Origin of the sequence: Cobetia marina (assembly GCF_001720485.1) — a bacterium.
Taxonomy (GTDB): domain Bacteria; phylum Pseudomonadota; class Gammaproteobacteria; order Pseudomonadales; family Halomonadaceae; genus Cobetia; species Cobetia marina.
The window spans coordinates 1,497,109-1,516,352 of sequence record NZ_CP017114.1; the positions used below are offsets into that span (position 1 = coordinate 1,497,109).

Genomic DNA, 19,244 nt, shown 5'->3' on the forward strand with positions numbered 1-19,244 from the left:
TCGGGGAGGCAAGGATTCCGGAGTGATTACGCCGGCGCATGGCGCGGTGGCCGGGATGGATCATTGTCCATGTCAGAAGGAGCCGCGGAGGGCAATGCATCATCAGCGTGCTGCTGATGCTGACGTGTCCTGCTCGACTTTCGCCCGCTGCACCAGTCAAGGCCATGCTTTTGACTGGTAATCTCCTCATTACGCCATACCAAGGATGAGTTTTGTGCACGATATTCAGTAATTCACCTGTTTGGTGCAAATGGCTGGCTGGCATATTTTTGATTGCGCATATTTGGTGCGGCTTATATGCAAAACGATATCGAGATTTCCTTTTGGCTGAACGATGGCAACGCACGGCACCGATGTTTCGTGCGATTGCCTGCTTTGCTGGCACATCAATTGCACTACCTCAGTCGGGATAACAAGTACAACAAGATACGAGGGAATGTCGTGAACAAGAAAATTGCTGCCGCAATGCTGTCCGCCTGTGTCGGTTTCTCGCTGGCCAATGTCGCCCAGGCGGAAGAGGGGCCGATCAAGGTCGGCATCCTGCATTCACTGTCCGGCACCATGGCGATCAGTGAATCGACACTGAAAGACACCATGTTGATGCTGATCGAGAAGCAGAACGAGAAGGGCGGGCTGCTGGGACGCAAGCTGGAGCCCGTCGTGGTCGACCCGGCCTCCAACTGGCCGCTGTTCGCCGAGAAGGCGCGTGAACTGCTGGCGCAGGACAAGGTCGACGTGATCTTCGGCAACTGGACGTCCGTCTCGCGCAAGTCGGTGCTGCCGGTGGTCGAGGAGCTCAACGGCCTGCTGTTCTATCCGGTGCAGTATGAGGGCGAGGAGTCCTCGGAGAATGTCTTCTATACCGGGGCGGCGCCCAATCAGCAGGCGATTCCGGCAGTGGATTATCTGATGAACGATGTGGGCGTGGAGCGCTGGGTGCTGGCAGGCACGGACTATGTCTATCCGCGTACCACCAACAAGATCCTGGCCGCCTACCTCAAGTCTCACGGTGTGGCCGACGAGGATGTGATGGTCAATTACACGCCCTTCGGTCATTCCAACTGGCAGTCCATCGTCTCGGACATCAAGTCCTTCGGCAGCGCCGGCAAGAAGACGGCCGTGGTGTCCACCATCAACGGCGATGCCAACGTGCCGTTCTATCGTGAGCTGGCCAACCAGGGCATCGATGCCGAGGACATTCCGGTGGTGGCCTTCTCGGTGGGCGAGCAGGAGCTCTCGGGCATCGATACTGCACCGCTGGTCGGGCATCTCGCGGCCTGGAACTACTTCATGAGCGTGGACAGCGACACCAACTACGACTTCATCGATGAGTGGATCGCCTACACCGGCAAGGAAGATGCGGTCACCAATGACCCGATGGAAGCCCACTACATCGGCTTCAACATGTGGATGGAAGCCGCTCGCAAGGCAGGCAGTGTCGAGGTCGATGCGGTCAAGGACGCCATCATCGGCGTATCCGTTCCCAACCTGACCGGCGGCTACGCCACCATGATGCCCAACCATCACATCACCAAACCGGTGCTGATCGGCGAGATCCAGGACAACGGCCAGTTCTCCGTCGTCTGGCAGACCCCCTCCACCGTGGCAGGCGATGCCTGGTCGGACTATCTGGAAGGTTCCAAGGACCTGATCAGCGACTGGCGCAAACCGATGGAGTGCGGCAACTACAACGTCGTGACCCATTCCTGTGGGGCTCAACAGAACGTCGCCACGCAATGAGGCGTAGCACGTTCTGAGAGTGAGGCGGCGCGCATGTGAGCCTGCGTGCCGCCTCGCTGAGTGTCAGTCTCCGAGGTCGCGACGCCCTCGGAGACTGATGACGCCTTCGCGCGTTCACCATGGATGGCCTTCTTGATGTCTATCTCCGTTGCAACGATGTTCCGCTGGTGCTGGCAGAGGATGCTGCTGATCTGTCTTCTGTCATTCCCCCTGTTTGCCGCTGCCCAGTCCGAATCCGCGACTGGGCAGTCAGCGCGTCTGTCTGACGGCGCTGCCCAGACCTTGCTGACCCGACTTGCCGAGGCGCGCAATCCCGCCAAGCCGGCCGTGATCGATGAGATCGCCGTGAGCGGCGATGAGCGCGCGCGTGGCTGGCTGGAAGCCTTCTCCTCAAGCAAGCTGGCTCGCCTCAAGAGCGGCGAGCGCTTCCTGATCATCGACAGCAATCGCGGCCGCGAATGGGCCGTTTCCGACGCCCTGTCCGGCGACTCCGCCGGCAAGGTCTCGCGGCGTGAGCTCGAGACACTGCGCAGCAACAACTCGCTGCGTGGCCATATCGATGGTGTGTTGTCGATGATCGACCTGTTGTCCCCGGAGGCCGAGGTCCGGCTCGCGGCGGCGCGCGGCCTGCGCGGCAGTGTCGATGAGACCATGGCCGAGCGGCTGCCAAGCCTGATCGAGCAGGAAGCCGATGCTGATACCCGCGCCACCCTGGCGGAGGCGCTCGCCATCCAGCAGCTGGAAGCCAATGGCGACCCTGCGGCGCTGGAGACGCTGTCCGGCAGCCTGAATGCCGCGGCGATCGCCGCCATCAATGGTGCCGCGGCCAGTGATGACCCGCAGCTGGCCAAGGCCGCCCGGGTAGCACTGGCCGGTATCGAGCAGAAGCTCAAGCTCAACAGCGGGCTCGAGACGCTCTACTTCGGCCTCTCGCTGGGCTCGGTACTGGTGCTGGCTGCCATCGGGCTTGCCATCACCTTCGGTGTCATGGGCGTGATCAACATGGCGCATGGCGAACTGATCATGCTGGGCGCCTACACCACCTGGGGCATGCAGCAGCTGCTGCCCGGGCAGCCGGGGCTGGCACTGCTGCTTTCCATTCCCGCAGGCTTTCTGGTCGCGGCGGCGGTGGGCGTCATCATCGAGCGCAGCGTCATCCAGCACCTCAAGGGGCGTCCGCTGGAGACCTTGCTGGCCACCTTCGGCATCAGCCTGATCCTGCAGCAGCTGGTGCGTACCACCATCTCGCCCCTGAATCGCATCGTGGTCACGCCGGAGTGGATGAGCGGCTCGCTGATGATCAATGAGGCGCTGTCATTGACGCTCAATCGCCTCTACATCATCGGCTTCGCGCTGTTCGTGTTCGCCGGTTTGATGCTGATCATGCGCCGCACCCGTCTCGGGCTCGAGGTGCGGGCGGTGACCCAGAACCGTGCCATGGCGCGCTCGATGGGCATCAAGGCGACGCGTGTCGACATCATGACCTTCGCACTCGGCTCCGGCGTTGCCGGCCTTGCCGGTGTCGCGCTCTCGCAGATCACCAACGTCGGGCCGAACCTGGGCCAGAACTACATCATCGATTCCTTCATGGTGGTGGTGTTCGGTGGGGTCGGCAATTTGTGGGGCACGCTGGTGGCCGGCATGTCGCTGGGGCTGCTCAATCAGTTCCTCGAGCCCTGGGCGGGTGCGGTCCTCGCCAAGATCGTGGTGCTGGTGTTCATCATCCTGTTCATTCAAAAGCGCCCGCGGGGACTCTTCCCGCAGAAGGGCCGCGCCGCGGAGGGTTGATCCATGCCTGATTCACGTTCCTGGCTGGCGCGCCCCTTCACGGAGCGCTCCACCCAGATATTCCTGGCAGTCCTGACACTGTCGGTACTCGCGGTCACGCTGCTGCATGTGCTGCTGCCCGAGAGTAACCCGTTGCATGTCAGCACCTTCACCGTCACCTTGCTGGGCAAGTACCTGTGCTATGCGCTGCTGGCGGTGGCGGTGGATCTCGTCTGGGGCTACCTGGGCATCCTCAGCCTGGGCCACGGGGCCTTCTTCGCGCTGGGCGGTTACGCCATGGGCATGTACCTGATGCGCCAGGTGGGCGACCGCGGCGTGTATGGCAATCCGGAACTGCCGGACTTCATGGTCTTCCTCAACTGGCAGGAGCTGCCGTGGTTCTGGCAGGGCTTTGACATGCCCGGCTTCGCCTTCCTGATGGTGCTGCTGGCACCGGGGCTGCTGGCGCTGGTGTTCGGATTCCTGGCCTTCCGCTCCCGCGTCACCGGTGTCTATCTCTCCATCATCACCCAGGCGCTGACCTTCGCCTTGATGCTGGCGTTCTTCCGCAATGAGATGGGCTTTGGCGGCAACAACGGCCTGACCGACTTCAAGGACATTCTCGGCTTCGATCTGCGCACGGATGCGGTACGCATCGCGCTGTTCATCGCCAGCGGTGTGGCGCTGGGACTCGGTTATCTGCTGTGTCGCGGCATCGTCGGTTCCAAGCTCGGACGCGTGAGCATCGCCTGTCGCGACGCCGAGGCGCGCACGCGCTTTCTGGGCTATCGCGTCGAACGTGTCCAGCTGTTCATCTTCGTGGTCTCGGCGATGCTGGCCGGAGTGGCGGGAGCGCTGTATGTGCCGCAGGTCGGCATCATCAATCCCGGCGAGTTCTCGCCGCTGTTCTCCATCGAGGTGGTGGTGTGGGTGGCGCTCGGCGGCCGCGCGACGCTCTACGGCGCCGTGCTGGGCGCGCTGATCGTCAATTACGCCAAGACGGTGTTCACCGGCATCATGCCGGACGCCTGGCTGTTCGCTCTCGGCGGTCTGTTCGTGCTGGTCACCGTGCTGTTGCCCAAGGGCATCGCCGGCCTGTTCGCCCAGCGTGGCTGGGGCAGGCGCTCGTCGTCCAAGGCGAAGATTGATCCGACGAACGCGACTCGTCCCACCGAGCAGGAGGCCACGGCATGAGCCTGTTGAAAGAGATGGCCACGCGGGATCGCGTGTTCGACTTCCTGACCCCACGTGTCTCGCCGGTGGATGTGACCCACGGGCCGATCCTCTATCTGGAGGATGTCAGTGTCAGCTTCGATGGCTTCAAGGCGATCAACGACCTCAACCTGACCATCGACGATGGTGAGCTGCGCTGCATCATCGGCCCCAACGGCGCCGGCAAGACCACGATGATGGACATCATCACCGGCAAGACGCGCCCCGACAGTGGCTCGGTGTGGTTCGGTAGCCGCCACGATCTGCTGCACATGAGTGAGCCCGAGATCGCCACCCTGGGCATCGGCCGCAAGTTCCAGAAGCCCACCGTCTTTGAGGCGCTCAGCGTGTTCGAGAATCTCGAACTCGCGATGGCCACCGACAAGCGCATCTTCCCGACCCTGACCGCGCGCATGACCGGCGAGACTCGGGATCGGATCGAGGAAGTGCTGCAGACGATTCATCTCAAGGAATGGCATGCGCGCGAGGCGGGCATCCTGTCCCACGGCCAGAAGCAGTGGCTGGAGATCGGCATGCTGTTGATGCAGAAACCGCGTCTGCTGCTGGTCGATGAGCCGGTGGCCGGCATGACCGAGCAGGAGATGGAGCGCACCGCGGAGCTGCTGACCAGCCTGGCGGGACGCCAGTCGGTGGTGGTGGTCGAGCACGACATGGGCTTCGTGCGCTCCATCGCGCGCAAGGTCACGGTGCTGCATCAGGGCTCGGTACTGGCGGAAGGCAGCATGGATGAGGTATCGAGCGACCCCAAGGTCGTCGAGGTCTACCTGGGAGAGAGTGACGGATGACGCAAGCGCAGATGACCGATACCCCGATGTCCCCCGCATCGCCGACCCGTGACGCGGAGACGAATGACCCGGCGACGAATGACGTGGCGCCGCTGCTGAGCATCGAGTCGCTCAATCAGTTCTACGGCGAGAGTCATACGCTGTGGGATCTCACGCTGGAGATTCCCGCCGGCCAATGCACCTGCGTGATGGGCCGCAACGGTGTCGGCAAGACCACCTTGATGAAGTGCATCATGGGTGAGGAGAGTGTCCGTGACGGCAAGCTGCTGTATCGCGCCGAGGGCGAGGGCGGTAGTGGTGAGAACATCAGTGGCGATGCCAGTGGCGACGAGCCGCTTGATCTGACACGCCGCAAGCTCGAGGAGCGCGCCCGCCTGGGCGTCGGCTATGTCCCCCAGGGGCGTCAGATCTTCCCGATGATGACGGTGGAAGAGAACCTGCGCACCGGCCTGGCCGTACGTCGTGATGGACTGCGTCAGATTCCCGAGCGCATCTATGAGCTGTTCCCCGTGCTCAAGGAGATGCGTCACCGGCGTGGGGGTGACCTGTCCGGCGGCCAGCAGCAACAGCTCGCCATCGGCCGCGCGCTGGTGATCGAACCGCGCCTGCTGATCCTCGATGAGCCCGGCGAAGGCATCCAGCCCAATATCGTCGCCCAGATAGGCGAGGTCATTCGGCGCCTGATCAAGGAAGACGGCCTGACGGTGCTGCTGGTCGAGCAGAAGCTGCCCTTCGCGCGCAAGTACGCCGATCGCTTCGTGATCATGGATCGCGGCCGGCGGGTGGCCGAAGGCGAGATCGCGGCGCTGTCCGATGAATTGATCAAGCAGCACCTGACCGTATGACCATCCAGCGCATGATTTCCGCAGACGGCGCGACGGATGTCGCGTCCGGCCATCGCTTCGATGATCAGCGTCAGTGGCAGGCCTCGCTGGCGCTGCGCTTCGAGACCGACACCCGCGATGGCGCAGGCCCCATCACGCGACTGACGCGTCGTCGTCATCACGGCCCGCTGCGCGTGCAGCGCCCGTTCTATCCGGAAGGCCGCCACGGATGCTGCCATGTCTATCTGCTGCACCCTCCCGGCGGGCTGGTCAGTGGTGATGCGCTGCATATCACGGCAGAGATCGAGGAAGGCGCGCAGGTGCTGTTGACCACGCCGGCGGCGGCCAAGCTCTACAAGGCGGATCGCAACGGCGTGGCCTGGGGCCAGCATACGCATCTCAAGGTCGCCGACGGCGCCACGCTGGAATGGCTGCCTCAGGAGACGCTGGCCTTCAATGGCTCGCGCGGCGAGCAGACCACCACCCTCGAGCTTGAGGGCAATGCTCGCTGTCTGGGCTGGGAAGTGCTGGCACTCGGCCGGCCCGTCGGTGAGCTGCCCTTCGTCAGCGGCCATCTGGAACAACGCTTCCGCCTGACGCGTGACGGTAAGCCAGTGTGGATCGAGCGCCAGTCGCTGGACCCGCTGCATCCGCGCTTCATGGGGCGCTGGGGGCAGGGCGGCTGCAGTGTCCAGGCCACGCTGTGGGCGGTGGGACTTAACGATGAGGCGGCGGCCATCGAGGCCCTGCGCGAGGCGATGCCTGCCACTCCGCGATGGGCGGTGACGCGCCGCGAGGGCGTGTTGCTGCTGCGCTATCTCGGCCATGAACGCAACGAGGCCTGGGCACTGTGCCAGCAGGCATGGCAGATCCTGCGCCCGATGATGACGGGGCTTGAGGCACAGGTGCCGCGTATCTGGCTGACCTGACCTCGAGAGCCCCCACGCAATGACAACCACAAGAGCCACGACATGGAACTGACGCCAAGAGACAAGGACAAGCTGTTGCTGTTTACCGCAGCACTGCTGGCCGAGCGCCGCAAGGCCAAGGGCCTCAAGCTCAACTATCCGGAATCCATCGCGTTGATCAGCGCCGAGATTCTGGAAGGCGCACGCGAAGGATTGAGTGTGGCTGAGCTGATGGGGCGCGGGGCAGAGGTGCTGACCCGTGATGACGTGATGGAAGGCATCGCCGAGATGATTCCCGAGGTGCAGGTCGAGGCGACCTTCCCGGATGGCACCAAGCTGGTGACCGTTCACAACCCCATCGTGTGAGGTGAGCAATGATGATTCCCGGTGAATATCAGGTGGCGGACGGCGAGATCTCTCTCTGTGAGGACCGCCTGCGCACCACGCTCTCGGTCGGCAATCGCGGCGACCGACCGATCCAGATCGGCTCGCACTATCACTTTGCCGAGGCCAATCCGGCGTTGGTGTTCGATCGCGAGGCCGCCCTCGGACAGCGCCTGGACATCGCCTCCGGAACGGCGATTCGCTTCGAGCCCGGGCAGACGCGTGACGTCACGCTGATCCCCTTCGCCGGCAGTCGCCATATCTATGGCTTCCGTGGCGAGGTGATGGGACAGCTCAAGGATGACGGCAGTGTCGAGCGCTGAGCGAGTGACAACCTTTCCGTCAAGGCGTCAGGCAATGGCGCCGACAGGCATTTATCTTGGAGCTCATTCAGAGACTGCGGCTCAGGGATCAAGAGGCAACCCATGAAGATAGCGCGACAGGCCTATGCCGACATGTACGGCCCGACCACCGGTGACCGCGTGCGTCTGGGCGACACGGCACTGTGGATCGAGGTGGAGAAGGACTTCACCCACTATGGCGAAGAGGTGAAGTTCGGCGGTGGCAAGGTGATTCGCGATGGCATGGGCCAGAGCCAGCGCGCTGATGAGAGCGTGATGGATACCGTGATCACCAATGCGCTGATTCTGGACTGGTGGGGCATCGTCAAGGCGGATGTCGGTCTCAAGGCCGGGCGCATCGCGGCCATCGGCAAGGCCGGCAATCCCGACACCCAGCCTGACGTGGATATCGTGATCGGCCCGGGCACCGAGATCATCGCCGGCGAGGGCAAGATCCTGACTGCCGGCGGTGTCGACCCGCATATCCACTTCATCTGCCCCCAGCAGGTGGAAGAGGCGCTGATGAGCGGCATCACCACCATGCTCGGCGGTGGGACGGGGCCGGCCACCGGCACCAATGCCACCACCTGTACGCCGGGGCCGTGGCATATCGGCAAGATGCTGCAGGCGGTGGATAGCCTGCCGATGAACATCGGCTTTCTCGGCAAGGGCAATGCCTCGTTGCCCGAGGGGCTGGAGCAGCAGATAGAGGCCGGCGTGATCGGCCTCAAGCTGCATGAGGATTGGGGCACGTCGCCGGCCTCCATCGACAACTGTCTGACAGTCGCCGATGCCTACGACGTGCAGGTGGCGATCCATACCGACACCCTGAATGAATCAGGCTTCGTCGAGGATACCCTGGCGGCCTTCAAGGACCGTTGCATCCACACCTTCCACACCGAAGGCGCCGGTGGCGGCCATGCGCCGGACATCATCACCGCCTGTTCGCGGCCCAACGTGCTGCCGTCCTCCACCAACCCGACGCGTCCCTACACCGTCAATACGGTGGATGAGCACCTCGACATGCTGATGGTCTGCCACCACCTGGACCCGAGCATTCCCGAGGATGTCGCCTTCGCCGATTCGCGTATTCGTCGCGAGACCATCGCCGCCGAGGACATCCTGCATGACCTGGGTGTCATCTCGATGATGTCCTCGGATTCCCAGGCGATGGGCCGCGTGGGCGAGGTGATCTGTCGTACCTGGCAGACGGCGCACAAGATGCGCGAACAGCGCGGCCTGCTGGCAGAAGACAGCGAGCGCGGCACCGACAACTTCCGCGCGCGTCGCTATATCGCCAAGTACACCATCAACTCGGCCATCACCCATGGCATCGCCCATGAAGTCGGCTCCATCGAGGTCGGCAAGCTGGCGGACCTGGTGCTGTGGTCGCCGGCATTCTTCGGAGTCAAACCGGCCTGCATCCTCAAGGGCGGCATGATTGCCGCCGCACCCATGGGCGACCCGAATGCCTCGATTCCTACACCGCAACCGGTGCATTACCGGCCGATGTTCGGCGCCTTCGGCAAGGCGGCCAGTGCCACGCGCCTGACCTTCGTCAGTCAGGCGGCGCTCAAGGCCGGTGTCGGGGAAGCGCTGGGGCTCGACAGTCCGCTGTCCGCCTGCCGCGACGTGCGTCAGGTGCGCAAGTGCGACATGAAACTCAATGACGCCTGCCCGGAGCTCAAGGTCGACCCCGAGACCTACGAAGTCTTCGCCGACGGTGAGCTGCTGACCTGTGAGCCAGCCAGCGAGCTGCCACTGGCCCAGCGCTACCACCTGTTCTGAAGGCCTGTTCTGAGGGCCTGTTTCAAGTGCCTGTTCTGACTCCCTATTCGAGATTGACGCCATGATGGAACTGATACATCGCCTGCCAGACGCCAGTGGATCAGGCGACCCAGCGAGCGCTCACACCGAGGCAGAGCCTCTGGATATCTTGACTCTGCCGCTGGAGCTGCGCATCCGTGGGCGGCTGCGTGCCACCACGGACGGCGGGCGCGAGGTCGGCCTGTTTCTGGATCGCGGACCGGTGCTGCGTGACGGCGATCGGCTGGCCTCGCGCGAGGGCGAGGTAATCTGCATCCGCGCCGCGGATGAGCCGGTAGTGACTGCCCACATCGCCGCCGGGCGTCCGATGGCGGCGCTCTGCTATCACCTGGGCAATCGCCATGTGCAGCTGGCGATCGGCATGCAGGATGAAGGGACCGACACGGAAACCGGCTGGGTGCGCTTCCCGCCGGATCACGTGCTGGAAGCGCTGGCCGAGCGCCTTGGCGCGACCCTCACCCATCACGAGGCGCCCTTTGATCCTGAGTCGGGCGCCTATGCCCAGGCGGGACAGGGGGCTCATTCTCACGATCATGGTCATTCGTACGGGCATGAGCACAGCCACGATCATTCTCACAGCCACGCCCATGAGCACACGCATGAGCACTGATGCCATGGCGAGCCTGCCGGCTCAGGAGGACCTGGCACTGCTGGGGCTCCTGCAGCTGGTGAGTCCGGCCTTGCCCATCGGTGCCTTTGCCTGGTCCCAGGGGCTGGAAAGTGCCTTCGAACTGGGGTGGGTCACTCAGGAGCAGGAGCTTGGCGAGTGGATCGATGGCGTGCTGGAAGACGGGCTCGGCCGTTGCGAACTGCCGTTGCTGGTGCGCCTGCAGCAGGCATGGGCCGAGGAGGATGCGGCGGCGCTCAATGAGTGGGATGGCTGGCTCAAGGCGACACGCGAAACCGCCGAACTCAGCGATGAGGACGCGCGTCTCGGGGCGGCGTTGCTGCGCCTGCTCAGAAGCCTCGCGCTTGAACCACCAGCGGCGCTGATGCCCGAGACACCGGGCTACGTCACGGTGTTCGCCTGGGTGGCGCATCAGCGTGGGGTGCCACTGCGCCAGACCTTGATCGGCTTCGCCTGGGCCTGGCTGGAAAACCAGCTGGCGGTGGCCTGCAAGGCCATGCCGCTGGGGCACACCGCCGCGCAGCGCCTGACCGAGCAGTTGCGACCCCGCGTGGTGGAGGTTGTCGCACAGGCGCTTGAGCGCCCGGATGCAGCGCTTGGCCCGATACTGCCGGGGCTGGCACTCGCCTCCGCCCAGCACGAAACCCAATATTCCCGTCTGTTCAGGAGTTGAGTGAACGCCGCCTGTCCTGAGGCGGCGGCGCCTGAACCGACCGACACGAACGCCTGATATCTCACGAGAAAGGAAGCTGTCATGAAGCATTGTCTACGCGTAGGAGTGGGTGGGCCGGTGGGCTCCGGCAAGACGGCGCTGTTGCGTCAGCTGTGTCTGGCCCTGCGCGATCACTACGACATCGGGGTGGTCACCAATGACATCTACACCCGCGAAGATGCCGATTTCCTGCTGCGCCATGAAGCACTGGAGGCGGACCGCATTCTCGGCGTCGAGACCGGCGGCTGTCCGCATACCGCGATCCGCGAAGACGCCTCGATGAATCTGGCGGCCATCGATGATCTCCAGGCCCGCCATCCGAACATGGAGCTGGTGCTGGTGGAATCCGGCGGTGACAACCTGTCCGCGACCTTCAGCCCCGAACTTTCCGATCTCACGCTCTATGTGATCGACGTCTCGGCAGGCGACAAGATTCCGCGCAAGGGCGGGCCGGGCATCACCAAGTCCGACCTTCTGATCATCAACAAGATCGACATCGCCGAGCAGGTGCATGCCTCGCTTGAGGTGATGGACCGCGACTCGCGCAAGATGCGTGGCGAGCGGCCCTTCGTGTTCGCCAACCTGTATGACGGCGTCGGCCTGGAAGAGATCATCGCCTTCATTCTGGATCGCGGCATGCTGCCGGAGCGCCGCCCGGAAAAGCTGGCGGCACAGGCCTGACGGCGCAGCGTTTTCTGCCGCTTGCCAGGAATCCATTGTCTCCCGGTAGTCGACACATGACGGATATCGGGTGAATTCATCATCATCTTGTTCAGGAATGACACATGAAGCGTTCTCACTCCGCACTGCTGGCCACCTCGCTGCTGCTGGTGGCGACCTCGGCCTCCGCACACCCCGGCCATGATGCCCACGGACTGATGGCCGGCCTGACGCATCCCTTCACCGGGCTGGATCACCTGCTGGCCATGCTGGCCATCGGCATCTGGAGCGCGCGCCAGTCACGGGCCTTGAGGTTTGGCACGCCGCTGCTGATGGTCATCGGCATGCTGGCGGGGGCGGGCATCGCGCTTCTCAGCGGTGGACAGGCGCTGCATGCGCTGATCGCGGAGCAGGGCATCCTGCTCTCGGTGCTGGTGTCCGGTGCGCTGGTGGCGCTGCTGCTGCGTCTGCCGACTCTGGCTGGCGCCGTCATGGTGGCCGGCTTCATGGCCTTCCACGGCTTCGCCCACGCGCTGGAAATGCCCGCGGCTGGCAGTGCCATGGGTTACATGGCGGGCTTCGTGGTCGCGACACTGGTCCTGGCGTTGCTGGGCCGTGCAGTGGGTCAGCGCCTGATGGGCGTGCCAACCATCGCGTCTCGTCTGGTGGGTGGGGCAGTGATGGCCTCTGCCGTGATGATGGCGGTCTGATCGTCACCTGACATTCTGCTCAAGACGAGAAACGCCCCGCTGGCTTGCCAGCGGGGCGTTTTCTTTCTTTCTGATGCTGATGAGACAAGAAGGTGGGGCGGTTCATCAGAAAATGGCTGACGGAAGATTATGTTATAACGTATCATTTGCCGCATCTGATGATCGAGAAACCAGCGGTCCCCCACGTCCAGGCACTCACCTGTCCCTCGCCCTGACCCTGCGCCGGCAAGAATGCCTCCAGGCGAAAGCGACGTGGCCAAGACCCTATCCTATCGAGGTACCGCCTGATGACTTCCCCCCGAGTGTCTCCAACGCAATCCCCGTCTCAAGCCCTGTCGCGGCCCCTGCCACAATCCCTGCCAGTCACTGTGCTGTCCGGTTTTCTGGGCGCCGGCAAGACGACACTGCTCAATCACATCCTGGCCAACCGCGAAGGGCGGCGGGTGGCGGTGATCGTGAATGACATGAGCGAGGTCAATATCGACGCCGCCATGGTGCGTGGCGCACCCGGCACAGGCAGCGAGGTGGCGCTCAATCGCGCCGAGGAGCAGCTGGTGGAGATGAGCAATGGCTGCATCTGCTGCACGCTGCGCGAGGACCTGCTCATCGAGGTCCGCCGGCTGGCCGAGGAGGGGCGCTTCGACTGCCTGGTGATCGAGTCCACCGGCATTTCCGAGCCACTGCCGGTGGCGGAAACCTTCACCTTCGAGGATGAGGATGGCCAGTGCCTCTCCGATGTCGCGCGCCTCGACACCATGGTCACCGTCGTGGATGGTGCCAACTTCCTTGCCCAGTATCGCGAGGCGCAGTCACTGGCCGAAGCCGGGGAAAGCCTCGGCGAGGACGATGAGCGCAATGTCGCCGACCTGCTGGTTGACCAGATCGAGTTCTGCGATGTGCTGTTGATCAGCAAGACGGACATGATCGAGGCAACCCAGCTGGATGAGCTGACGGCCGTGCTGCGCTCGCTCAACCCGGAGGCCGAGATTCTGCCCATGGCGCAGGGCGCCGTGCCGCTTTCCAAGGTGCTGGATACCGGTCGCTTCAGTTTCGATCGTGCACAGCAGGCACCGGGCTGGCTGAAGGAGATGCGCGGCGAGCACGTGCCGGAGACTGAGGAGTACGGCATCTCGAGCTTCTCCTACCATGCGCGCGTGCCGTTCCATCCCGAGAAATTCCACCAGCTGCTCCACGGGGACTGGTTCGGTGGCAAGCTGTTGCGCTCCAAGGGCTTCTTCTGGCTGGCCACGCGCCCGCAGTTCGCGGGGCAGTGGAACCAGGCCGGTGGCATCGCCCACTACGGATTCGGCGGCATGTTCTGGAAGGCGGTACCGAAGGTCGAATGGCCTGAAGACCCCGAGTATCTGGCGTCGATCCATGAAAAATGGCAAGAGCCCTTCGGCGACATGCGCCAGGAGCTGGTGTTCATCGGCCAGAACCTGGAGGAAGCCCGTATCCGCCAGGCGCTGGATGACTGTCTGCTCGATGACGCCACGCTGCTGGCGGGCAAGGAAGCCTGGCGTGACCTGCCGGACCCGTTCCCCGCCTGGGAATGAGTGATGGGCAGATAGTGCCCGATGACTCTCGCGCCCCATGACAACGCCCCACTGATCATTGGTCAGTGGGGCGTTGTCATGGTGGATGAGAAGACGTCAGAGCCAGCCCTGCTGGCCAGAGCATTACATCCCGAAGGCAAAGCTCCTTGAGGGGACGCCCGGCAAGTCTCTTATCGGCGTGAGGGCGCGTGCATAGTGGGCCAGCAGGCTCATGGTGTAGCGGCTCCGAGCCTCGAACGGTACATCGTGACACAACGAATCAGCATCAATCAGGCTATCGACCTGACGAAAGATCAGCTGCTCCGGAATCAGGCACAGGTGATTGTTCTTTGTCCCGCTCATGCGCAGCTCGGCAATGGGATACACCCCGTTGTCTGCCGCAGATACCCCTGCCAGCAATCCAGCCTTGTGCCCCAGCTCATGTTGGGTGCACAGCATGAGAAAGTTCTTGGCCGCCGGTGTGGCCATGCCATGCCACTCGGGCGTGACCAGAATCACGGCATGGGCTGCCTGCACCCGTTGTCGAAGGTCCGGCATGTCGGACCAATGGCCTACATGACTGTCAAGATCAGTGTCCCACAAGGGGAGTGGTGTCTTGCCAAGGTCAAGAATGTCACAGTCCGCAAAGCCGCTAGAAAGGGCCTGACGTTCCAGAAATCGTGCGCATCGCAGGCTGGCGGATTCAGGGCGTTGACTGGCGACGATGATCATCAGGTGCAAGTTCATGGTGAGTTCCTTGGGAGTGTCATTGGGTAGGTGCAGGTTGGCTGCGTTGAGCGACATGTCGCTTGAGTGAGAATCCGAGAGGGAGTGTCAGGGCCGTGAGAATGCACAAGGTGCCAAGCCATTGAAGCGGTCCGAATGACTCGTCCATCCATAGGAAGCCCAATACCGTCGCGGTCAGCGGACTCAAGGTCCCCAGCAGAGAGGCGGAGAAGGCGGACATTTTCTGGATGCCGGCGAACCAGAGCCCATACCCGAGCACGCCCCCCAGAAGGATCAGGTATCCGTAGCCAAGCAGATGACGAGGATCGAGGGAGGTGGGGATCCCTTCCGACCAGGCAGCCAGGGGGAGCAGCAAGAGCCCGCCGAACACCAGTTGCCAACCAGTCAGGCTCAATTGACTGACGTCGGGCGGACGTGCCCAGCGTTTGCTCAAGACGATGCCGGCTGCCATCGAGAGCGCGCCGAGCAGGGCAAATCCGAGTCCCGCCGGGTCCAGCCCGTTCTGATCGGGAGTGACCAGCAGCACCACACCCCCCACGCCGAAGCCACATTGCAGTACTGCCGTCACGCTGAAGCCGGTGCCTAGCCACCAGCGGCTCAATAGCAGTACCCACACCGCCTGGCTGGCCAGCAGCAGTGCGGCCAGGCTACCGGGAATGCGGTAGGCAGCGGCGAACAGGCAAGTGAAGAACAGCCCGATATTGAGCGTGCCGAGCACCATGGCCTTCAACCACCACCCACCTGTCAGGGTCTGCCGAGTCCAGAGAAGTATGAGTATCCCAGCGGGGATGGCGCGGATGGCCGCTGCAGTGAAGGGGGTATCCAGGGGCAGCAGGGTCTGCGTCACCAGATAGGTGCTGCCCCATATGATCGGGGCCATGGCGGTCATGGCTAGGCTCCTGGCGTTGGTGAGTGGCATAGCTGTCTCTCCTGAAAGTATCTTTCTTAAAAGATATATTTACAGTACTCGCAAATCTCCAGAGATCAAAGTATCTTTTTGAAAAGATATTCAGGAGAGACATGATGACGGATGGTGTGGATCGTATTCTTGCGCAGTGGGAGGTGGCTCGCCCCGACCTGGATTGTCGGCCGATGGGCATTTTCGGACGTCTTCGCCGAGCTGGTCGATTGTTCAGTCCAGCCATGGAGCAGGTGTTCGAGAGGTTTGGCCTGTCTGCTGTCGAGTTCGATATCCTGGCGACACTGCGACGTTCTCGAGAACCGCTGACGCCGACTCAGCTGTATCAGACGTTGATGCTCTCTTCTGGCGCCATGAGCACGCGGATTGATCAGTTGGTAAAGCGAGGGCTGTTGCAGCGACAGGCCAGTGATGAAGATCGGCGTAGCAATCGCGTCGTGCTGACGAAGGAAGGGCGTCATCTGATCGACGATGCCCTGGCGGGGCATGTCGAGAACCTGCATCAGATGGCGAGTGTGCTGGACAGTGAGGAGCAGGAGCAGCTTGCCCGTCTATTGCGCAAGCTGCTAATTGACGCAGAAAAGTAGTCGTCTCGCCATTCGGCGTTCCGGCATCCTGTCAGTGTCTGAGAGGCTCACTCGACTCGCTTTCGTGGATCAGGTGCGTCGGGGGCTGTGCGGGAGGCCAGACGCGAGAGCTTTGCCGATACGCTGCTCAGGGCAAACAGCAGGGCGGCGAGACACACGATGGTCGGGCCGGTGGGGGTATCCAGCCAGTAGGCCGCCTGCAGACCGCCCGTGGTGGAAATCCCGCCGATGATGGCAGCGGTAACCGCCATGAGTTCTGGGGTGTGGCAGAAGCGGCGTGCCGTGGCCGCTGGAATGATCAGCAGCGCGGTGATCAGAAGCGCCCCGACCACCTTCAGGGCGACCGCGACCACCACGGCCAGCGACAGTGTCAGCACCAGCTGCTCGCGTCGCGGGTTGATGCCGCTGGCGCGCGCCAGGTCTTCATTGAGTGTCGCAGTGAGCAGGGCTGACCAGCGCCAGCGAAGCAGCCCGAGGACCAGCAGGCCGCCTGTGGCGATGATGGCGAGATCCGTCTTGCTGACGGCCAGGATGTCGCCGAACAGATAGGCCATCAGGTCGATCCGTACGCCAGGCAGGAAGGAGACGGCGACCAGCCCGAAGGCGAGCGAGGAGTGCGCCATGACGCCAAGCAGGGTGTCCATGGCATAGCCGCGTCCGCTGAGCAGGGTTACCAGCGTCGCCATGATCAGCGAGACGATGAGCACGCCTGCCAGCATCGAGGTGGACATCAACAGTGACAGCGCCACCCCGAGAATTGCGGCGTGGGCCGTGGCATCGCCGAAATAGGCCATGCGCCGCCAGACGACGAAACAGCCCAGGGGCGCTGCCGCAAGCGCCACGGCAATGCCTGCCAGAGCGGCGCGGACCATGAAATCGTCCATGACATTGTCCAGCATCAGTGCAATCTCTCGGTGATCGGTGTCGCGGGTGTCGTGAGGGGCTGTGCAGGCGGCACCCTGTCATCCATCGGCGGGGCCGTGTGGCTGTGGTGATGACTGTGTCGATGACTGTGTCGATGGCTGTGTCGATGGCTGTGTCGATGGTCATGTCGGTAGAAGGCGAGGGCGTCAGCGGTATCGAGTCCGAACAGATCCTGATAGGCCGGTGAGGCCATGACGCGCTCTGGCGTGCCCTGACAGCAGACGTGCCCATGCAGGCAGACGACGCGGTCCGAGGCGCGCATCACCACATGCAGTTCGTGGCTGACCATCAGCACTCCGCAGCCGAGGGTGTGACGGACACGGTCGATCTGACGATAGAAATCCGCGATGCCTCGGTGATCCAGGCCTTGGGTCGCCTCATCCAGCAGCAGGAGATCAGGCGAATCCAGCAGTGCACGGGCCAGCAGAATGCGCTGGAACTGACCACCGGAGAGACTGGCGATCTGCTGAACCTCGGCACCGGGAATGCCGGCCTGCAGGAGGGCATGCGCCACGGCATCCAGCGAGTGTCGATGTGGCAGGTTCAGGAAGCGTTCCACCGTCATCGGCAGCGTCGGGTCAAGGCTCAGACGTTGAGGGACATAGCCGATCTTGAGTCCCGGCTCTCGTTGTATCCGACCGTGCGATGGGGCAATGGACCCGATGATGCTGCGAAGCAGCGTGGACTTGCCGGACCCATTGGGGCCTACGAGGGTGACGATTTCACCGCGTTCCACCTGTAGCTCGATCTCCTCGAGAATGCGGTGCTTGCCGAGGGTGACGCAGAGGTTCTCGATCGATAACAGCGGCATGGGGAGCGGGCCCTTGAAGAATGACAACGTTGACGGTTCAGTGACCGTAAGTGTTATGTTATAACATATTGAGTCGAGGCGGTAGCGTCTCCGAACTTCCTTCCGTGTCATCGCATCTTCTGGAGAACCGTCATGCGCAATCGGTTGCTGCCCTTACTCTCGCTGCCAGTGTTGATGCTGCCCGCCGTGGCCATGGCGGAGGTGCCATCCGTCGCGGTGGACATCCCGCCGGTGCATTCACTGGTCTCGCGCGTCATGGGGGAGCTGGGCAGTCCCGAGCTTGTCATCCAGCCTGGAGCCTCGCCGCATGGCTATTCCATGCGGATCTCGGAGGCCAGGTCACTGGCCGACGCGGATATCGTGTTCTTCGTCAGTGATGATCTGACGCCCTGGCTTGCCAAGGCGCGTGCGTCGCTGGCCGCGGATGCCGACACCCTCGAGCTGATGGAAGTGCCCGGCACCCTTCATCTGCGCTACCGCCAAGGGCCTACCTTCGAAGCGCATCATCATGATGACGAGGTGTCTTTTGAACATGATGAAGCGCATGGCGATCACGAAGAGCATCACGATGGTGATCATGAAGAGCACGGTGACCATGACGATCATCATGATGGCGGACATGACGAGCATCATGAGCATGCCCACGCTGGCATGAACCCGCATGGCTGGCTGGACCCGATGAATGCGCGTCTCTGGCTGGCGGCGATCGCGGAATCGCTGGCAGCGCAGGACCCGGAGCACGCCGCGACCTATCGCAGGAATGCCCAGGCGGGCCAGCGGGAGCTCGAGACGCTGACTGAGTCACTCTCAGCGCGTCTGGCGCAGGTGCAGGGCACTCGCTATATCGTCTTCCATGATGCCTACCAGTACTTCGAGCACCGCTTCGATGCTCCGGCCTCCGGTGCCATCTCGCTAGGGGATGCCTCCACGCCCAGCCCGGCGCGCGTCAAGGAGATCCAGGCGCGCGTGGCGCGGGACAACATCCAGTGCGTCTTCCGTGAGCCACAATACAACCCGGCGTTGATCGAGAGTGTCTTCGAGGGGACCGGCGTCAAGACCTCCATCGTCTTCGAGCCGCTGGGGGTCGGGCTGCCGCTGGGCGAGACACTCTATCCGCAGCTGATCGAGCGTTTGGGGCAGGGCATCCTGCGGTGCGCCGACGCCTGAGCGATCACGTGACATCAGGACGGGGAGGCCGGCAG

The 19,244-nt window shown here is 63.1% G+C and carries 20 protein-coding genes; 16 read left to right on the forward strand and 4 right to left on the reverse strand.

What is annotated here, in order from left to right:
- Nucleotides 1–465 precede the first annotated feature (465 nt).
- The 14 genes from urtA to zigA all read left to right on the forward strand — a co-directional run bounded on the left by urtA (nucleotide 466) and on the right by zigA (nucleotide 14,075).
- Nucleotides 466–1,740, forward strand: a complete 1,275-nt coding sequence (gene urtA / locus BFX80_RS06445; protein ID WP_084208274.1) for an urea ABC transporter substrate-binding protein — start codon at nucleotides 466–468, stop codon at nucleotides 1,738–1,740.
- A 135-nt stretch (nucleotides 1,741–1,875) separates the two neighbouring features.
- On the forward strand, nucleotides 1,876–3,528 hold the full coding sequence (gene urtB, locus BFX80_RS06450) for an urea ABC transporter permease subunit UrtB (RefSeq protein WP_240499688.1): 1,653 nt from the start codon (nucleotides 1,876–1,878) through the stop codon (nucleotides 3,526–3,528).
- A gap of 3 nt (nucleotides 3,529–3,531) precedes the next feature.
- The gene (gene urtC, locus BFX80_RS06455; RefSeq protein ID WP_084208276.1) at nucleotides 3,532–4,701 is read left to right on the forward strand and encodes an urea ABC transporter permease subunit UrtC; all 1,170 of its coding nucleotides are present in this window, start codon (nucleotides 3,532–3,534) and stop codon (nucleotides 4,699–4,701) included.
- A complete protein-coding gene (gene urtD, locus BFX80_RS06460) occupies nucleotides 4,698–5,525 on the forward strand; it encodes an urea ABC transporter ATP-binding protein UrtD (protein WP_084208277.1) in 828 nt (275 codons plus the stop codon). The genes urtC and urtD overlap by 4 nt, the downstream gene beginning before the upstream one ends.
- 92 nt (nucleotides 5,526–5,617) lie before the next feature.
- Nucleotides 5,618–6,370, forward strand: a complete 753-nt coding sequence (gene urtE / locus BFX80_RS06465; RefSeq protein ID WP_084209653.1) for an urea ABC transporter ATP-binding subunit UrtE — start codon at nucleotides 5,618–5,620, stop codon at nucleotides 6,368–6,370.
- A gap of 11 nt (nucleotides 6,371–6,381) precedes the next feature.
- A complete protein-coding gene (locus tag BFX80_RS06470; protein WP_084209654.1) occupies nucleotides 6,382–7,278 on the forward strand; it encodes an urease accessory protein UreD in 897 nt (298 codons plus the stop codon).
- Nucleotides 7,279–7,320: 42 nt separating this feature from the next.
- The gene (gene ureA, locus BFX80_RS06475) at nucleotides 7,321–7,623 is read left to right on the forward strand and encodes an urease subunit gamma (protein ID WP_024952521.1); all 303 of its coding nucleotides are present in this window, start codon (nucleotides 7,321–7,323) and stop codon (nucleotides 7,621–7,623) included.
- Nucleotides 7,624–7,634: 11 nt separating this feature from the next.
- The gene (locus tag BFX80_RS06480; RefSeq protein ID WP_084209655.1) at nucleotides 7,635–7,964 is read left to right on the forward strand and encodes an urease subunit beta; all 330 of its coding nucleotides are present in this window, start codon (nucleotides 7,635–7,637) and stop codon (nucleotides 7,962–7,964) included.
- Between the two features lie 102 nt (nucleotides 7,965–8,066).
- Nucleotides 8,067–9,770 carry an urease subunit alpha gene (ureC, locus tag BFX80_RS06485; RefSeq protein ID WP_084208278.1) on the forward strand — a complete coding sequence of 568 codons (1,704 nt, stop codon included), beginning with the start codon at nucleotides 8,067–8,069 and terminating at the stop codon, nucleotides 9,768–9,770.
- A gap of 61 nt (nucleotides 9,771–9,831) precedes the next feature.
- On the forward strand, nucleotides 9,832–10,419 hold the full coding sequence (locus tag BFX80_RS06490) for an urease accessory protein UreE (RefSeq protein WP_084208279.1): 588 nt from the start codon (nucleotides 9,832–9,834) through the stop codon (nucleotides 10,417–10,419).
- A complete protein-coding gene (locus tag BFX80_RS06495) occupies nucleotides 10,409–11,110 on the forward strand; it encodes an urease accessory protein UreF (protein ID WP_084208280.1) in 702 nt (233 codons plus the stop codon). Before BFX80_RS06490 ends, BFX80_RS06495 begins: the two co-directional genes overlap by 11 nt.
- An 81-nt stretch (nucleotides 11,111–11,191) precedes the next feature.
- A complete protein-coding gene (gene ureG, locus BFX80_RS06500; protein ID WP_054556181.1) occupies nucleotides 11,192–11,830 on the forward strand; it encodes an urease accessory protein UreG in 639 nt (212 codons plus the stop codon).
- Between the two features lie 104 nt (nucleotides 11,831–11,934).
- Complete coding sequence (locus BFX80_RS06505; protein WP_084208281.1) at nucleotides 11,935–12,519, forward strand: HupE/UreJ family protein; 585 nt, start codon at nucleotides 11,935–11,937, stop codon at nucleotides 12,517–12,519.
- A gap of 287 nt (nucleotides 12,520–12,806) precedes the next feature.
- Nucleotides 12,807–14,075 carry a zinc metallochaperone GTPase ZigA gene (gene zigA / locus BFX80_RS06510; RefSeq protein ID WP_084208282.1) on the forward strand — a complete coding sequence of 423 codons (1,269 nt, stop codon included), beginning with the start codon at nucleotides 12,807–12,809 and terminating at the stop codon, nucleotides 14,073–14,075.
- Nucleotides 14,076–14,198: 123 nt separating this feature from the next.
- On the opposite strand, the gene BFX80_RS06515 is transcribed toward zigA, so the two are convergent.
- Nucleotides 14,199–14,801: an NADPH-dependent FMN reductase gene (locus BFX80_RS06515; protein WP_205632743.1), complete on the reverse strand. Its 603-nt coding sequence runs from the start codon at nucleotides 14,799–14,801 to the stop codon at nucleotides 14,199–14,201.
- Nucleotides 14,802–14,820: 19 nt separating this feature from the next.
- On the reverse strand, nucleotides 14,821–15,690 hold the full coding sequence (locus BFX80_RS06520; protein WP_167592985.1) for an EamA family transporter: 870 nt from the start codon (nucleotides 15,688–15,690) through the stop codon (nucleotides 14,821–14,823).
- Between the two features lie 239 nt (nucleotides 15,691–15,929).
- Here BFX80_RS06520 and BFX80_RS06525 point away from each other — a divergent pair, with 239 nt between their 5' ends.
- Nucleotides 15,930–16,307 (forward strand): MarR family winged helix-turn-helix transcriptional regulator, encoded by a 378-nt coding sequence (locus BFX80_RS06525; RefSeq protein WP_240499689.1) that lies wholly within the window; start codon nucleotides 15,930–15,932, stop codon nucleotides 16,305–16,307.
- Nucleotides 16,308–16,354: 47 nt separating this feature from the next.
- Here BFX80_RS06525 and BFX80_RS06530 read toward each other — a convergent pair whose 3' ends face one another.
- Entirely contained in the window at nucleotides 16,355–17,191 is an 837-nt protein-coding gene (locus BFX80_RS06530; RefSeq protein WP_205632744.1) for a metal ABC transporter permease, read from the reverse strand.
- A gap of 14 nt (nucleotides 17,192–17,205) precedes the next feature.
- Nucleotides 17,206–18,042, reverse strand: coding sequence for an ATP-binding cassette domain-containing protein (locus tag BFX80_RS06535; RefSeq protein ID WP_084209657.1), 837 nt, complete (start codon nucleotides 18,040–18,042; stop codon nucleotides 17,206–17,208).
- Nucleotides 18,043–18,174: 132 nt separating this feature from the next.
- Between BFX80_RS06535 and BFX80_RS06540 the strand changes: the two genes are divergently transcribed.
- Entirely contained in the window at nucleotides 18,175–19,209 is a 1,035-nt protein-coding gene (locus BFX80_RS06540) for a zinc ABC transporter substrate-binding protein (protein ID WP_084208286.1), read from the forward strand.
- Nucleotides 19,210–19,244 lie beyond the last annotated feature (35 nt).

Excerpts from the sequence above, each read along its gene's own strand:
- urtD (WP_084208277.1), top strand. The coding sequence starts at position 4,698 with ATGAGCCTGTTGAAAGAGATGGCCACGCGGGATCGCGTGTTCGACTTC.
- BFX80_RS06530 (WP_205632744.1), bottom strand. The coding sequence starts at position 17,191 with ATGGACGATTTCATGGTCCGCGCCGCTCTGGCAGGCATTGCCGTGGCG.
- BFX80_RS06470 (WP_084209654.1), top strand. The coding sequence starts at position 6,382 with ATGATTTCCGCAGACGGCGCGACGGATGTCGCGTCCGGCCATCGCTTC.
- urtC (WP_084208276.1), top strand. The coding sequence starts at position 3,532 with ATGCCTGATTCACGTTCCTGGCTGGCGCGCCCCTTCACGGAGCGCTCC.
- BFX80_RS06495 (WP_084208280.1), top strand. The coding sequence starts at position 10,409 with ATGAGCACTGATGCCATGGCGAGCCTGCCGGCTCAGGAGGACCTGGCA.
- ureG (WP_054556181.1), top strand. The coding sequence starts at position 11,192 with ATGAAGCATTGTCTACGCGTAGGAGTGGGTGGGCCGGTGGGCTCCGGC.
- urtB (WP_240499688.1), top strand. The coding sequence starts at position 1,876 with ATGTCTATCTCCGTTGCAACGATGTTCCGCTGGTGCTGGCAGAGGATG.
- BFX80_RS06505 (WP_084208281.1), top strand. The coding sequence starts at position 11,935 with ATGAAGCGTTCTCACTCCGCACTGCTGGCCACCTCGCTGCTGCTGGTG.
- BFX80_RS06480 (WP_084209655.1), top strand. The coding sequence starts at position 7,635 with ATGATTCCCGGTGAATATCAGGTGGCGGACGGCGAGATCTCTCTCTGT.
- BFX80_RS06520 (WP_167592985.1), bottom strand. The coding sequence starts at position 15,690 with ATGACCGCCATGGCCCCGATCATATGGGGCAGCACCTATCTGGTGACG.
- BFX80_RS06515 (WP_205632743.1), bottom strand. The coding sequence starts at position 14,801 with ATGAACTTGCACCTGATGATCATCGTCGCCAGTCAACGCCCTGAATCC.
- BFX80_RS06490 (WP_084208279.1), top strand. The coding sequence starts at position 9,832 with ATGATGGAACTGATACATCGCCTGCCAGACGCCAGTGGATCAGGCGAC.
- ureA (WP_024952521.1), top strand. The coding sequence starts at position 7,321 with ATGGAACTGACGCCAAGAGACAAGGACAAGCTGTTGCTGTTTACCGCA.
- BFX80_RS06540 (WP_084208286.1), top strand. The coding sequence starts at position 18,175 with ATGCGCAATCGGTTGCTGCCCTTACTCTCGCTGCCAGTGTTGATGCTG.
- zigA (WP_084208282.1), top strand. The coding sequence starts at position 12,807 with ATGACTTCCCCCCGAGTGTCTCCAACGCAATCCCCGTCTCAAGCCCTG.
- BFX80_RS06535 (WP_084209657.1), bottom strand. The coding sequence starts at position 18,042 with ATGCCGCTGTTATCGATCGAGAACCTCTGCGTCACCCTCGGCAAGCAC.
- ureC (WP_084208278.1), top strand. The coding sequence starts at position 8,067 with ATGAAGATAGCGCGACAGGCCTATGCCGACATGTACGGCCCGACCACC.
- urtA (WP_084208274.1), top strand. The coding sequence starts at position 466 with ATGCTGTCCGCCTGTGTCGGTTTCTCGCTGGCCAATGTCGCCCAGGCG.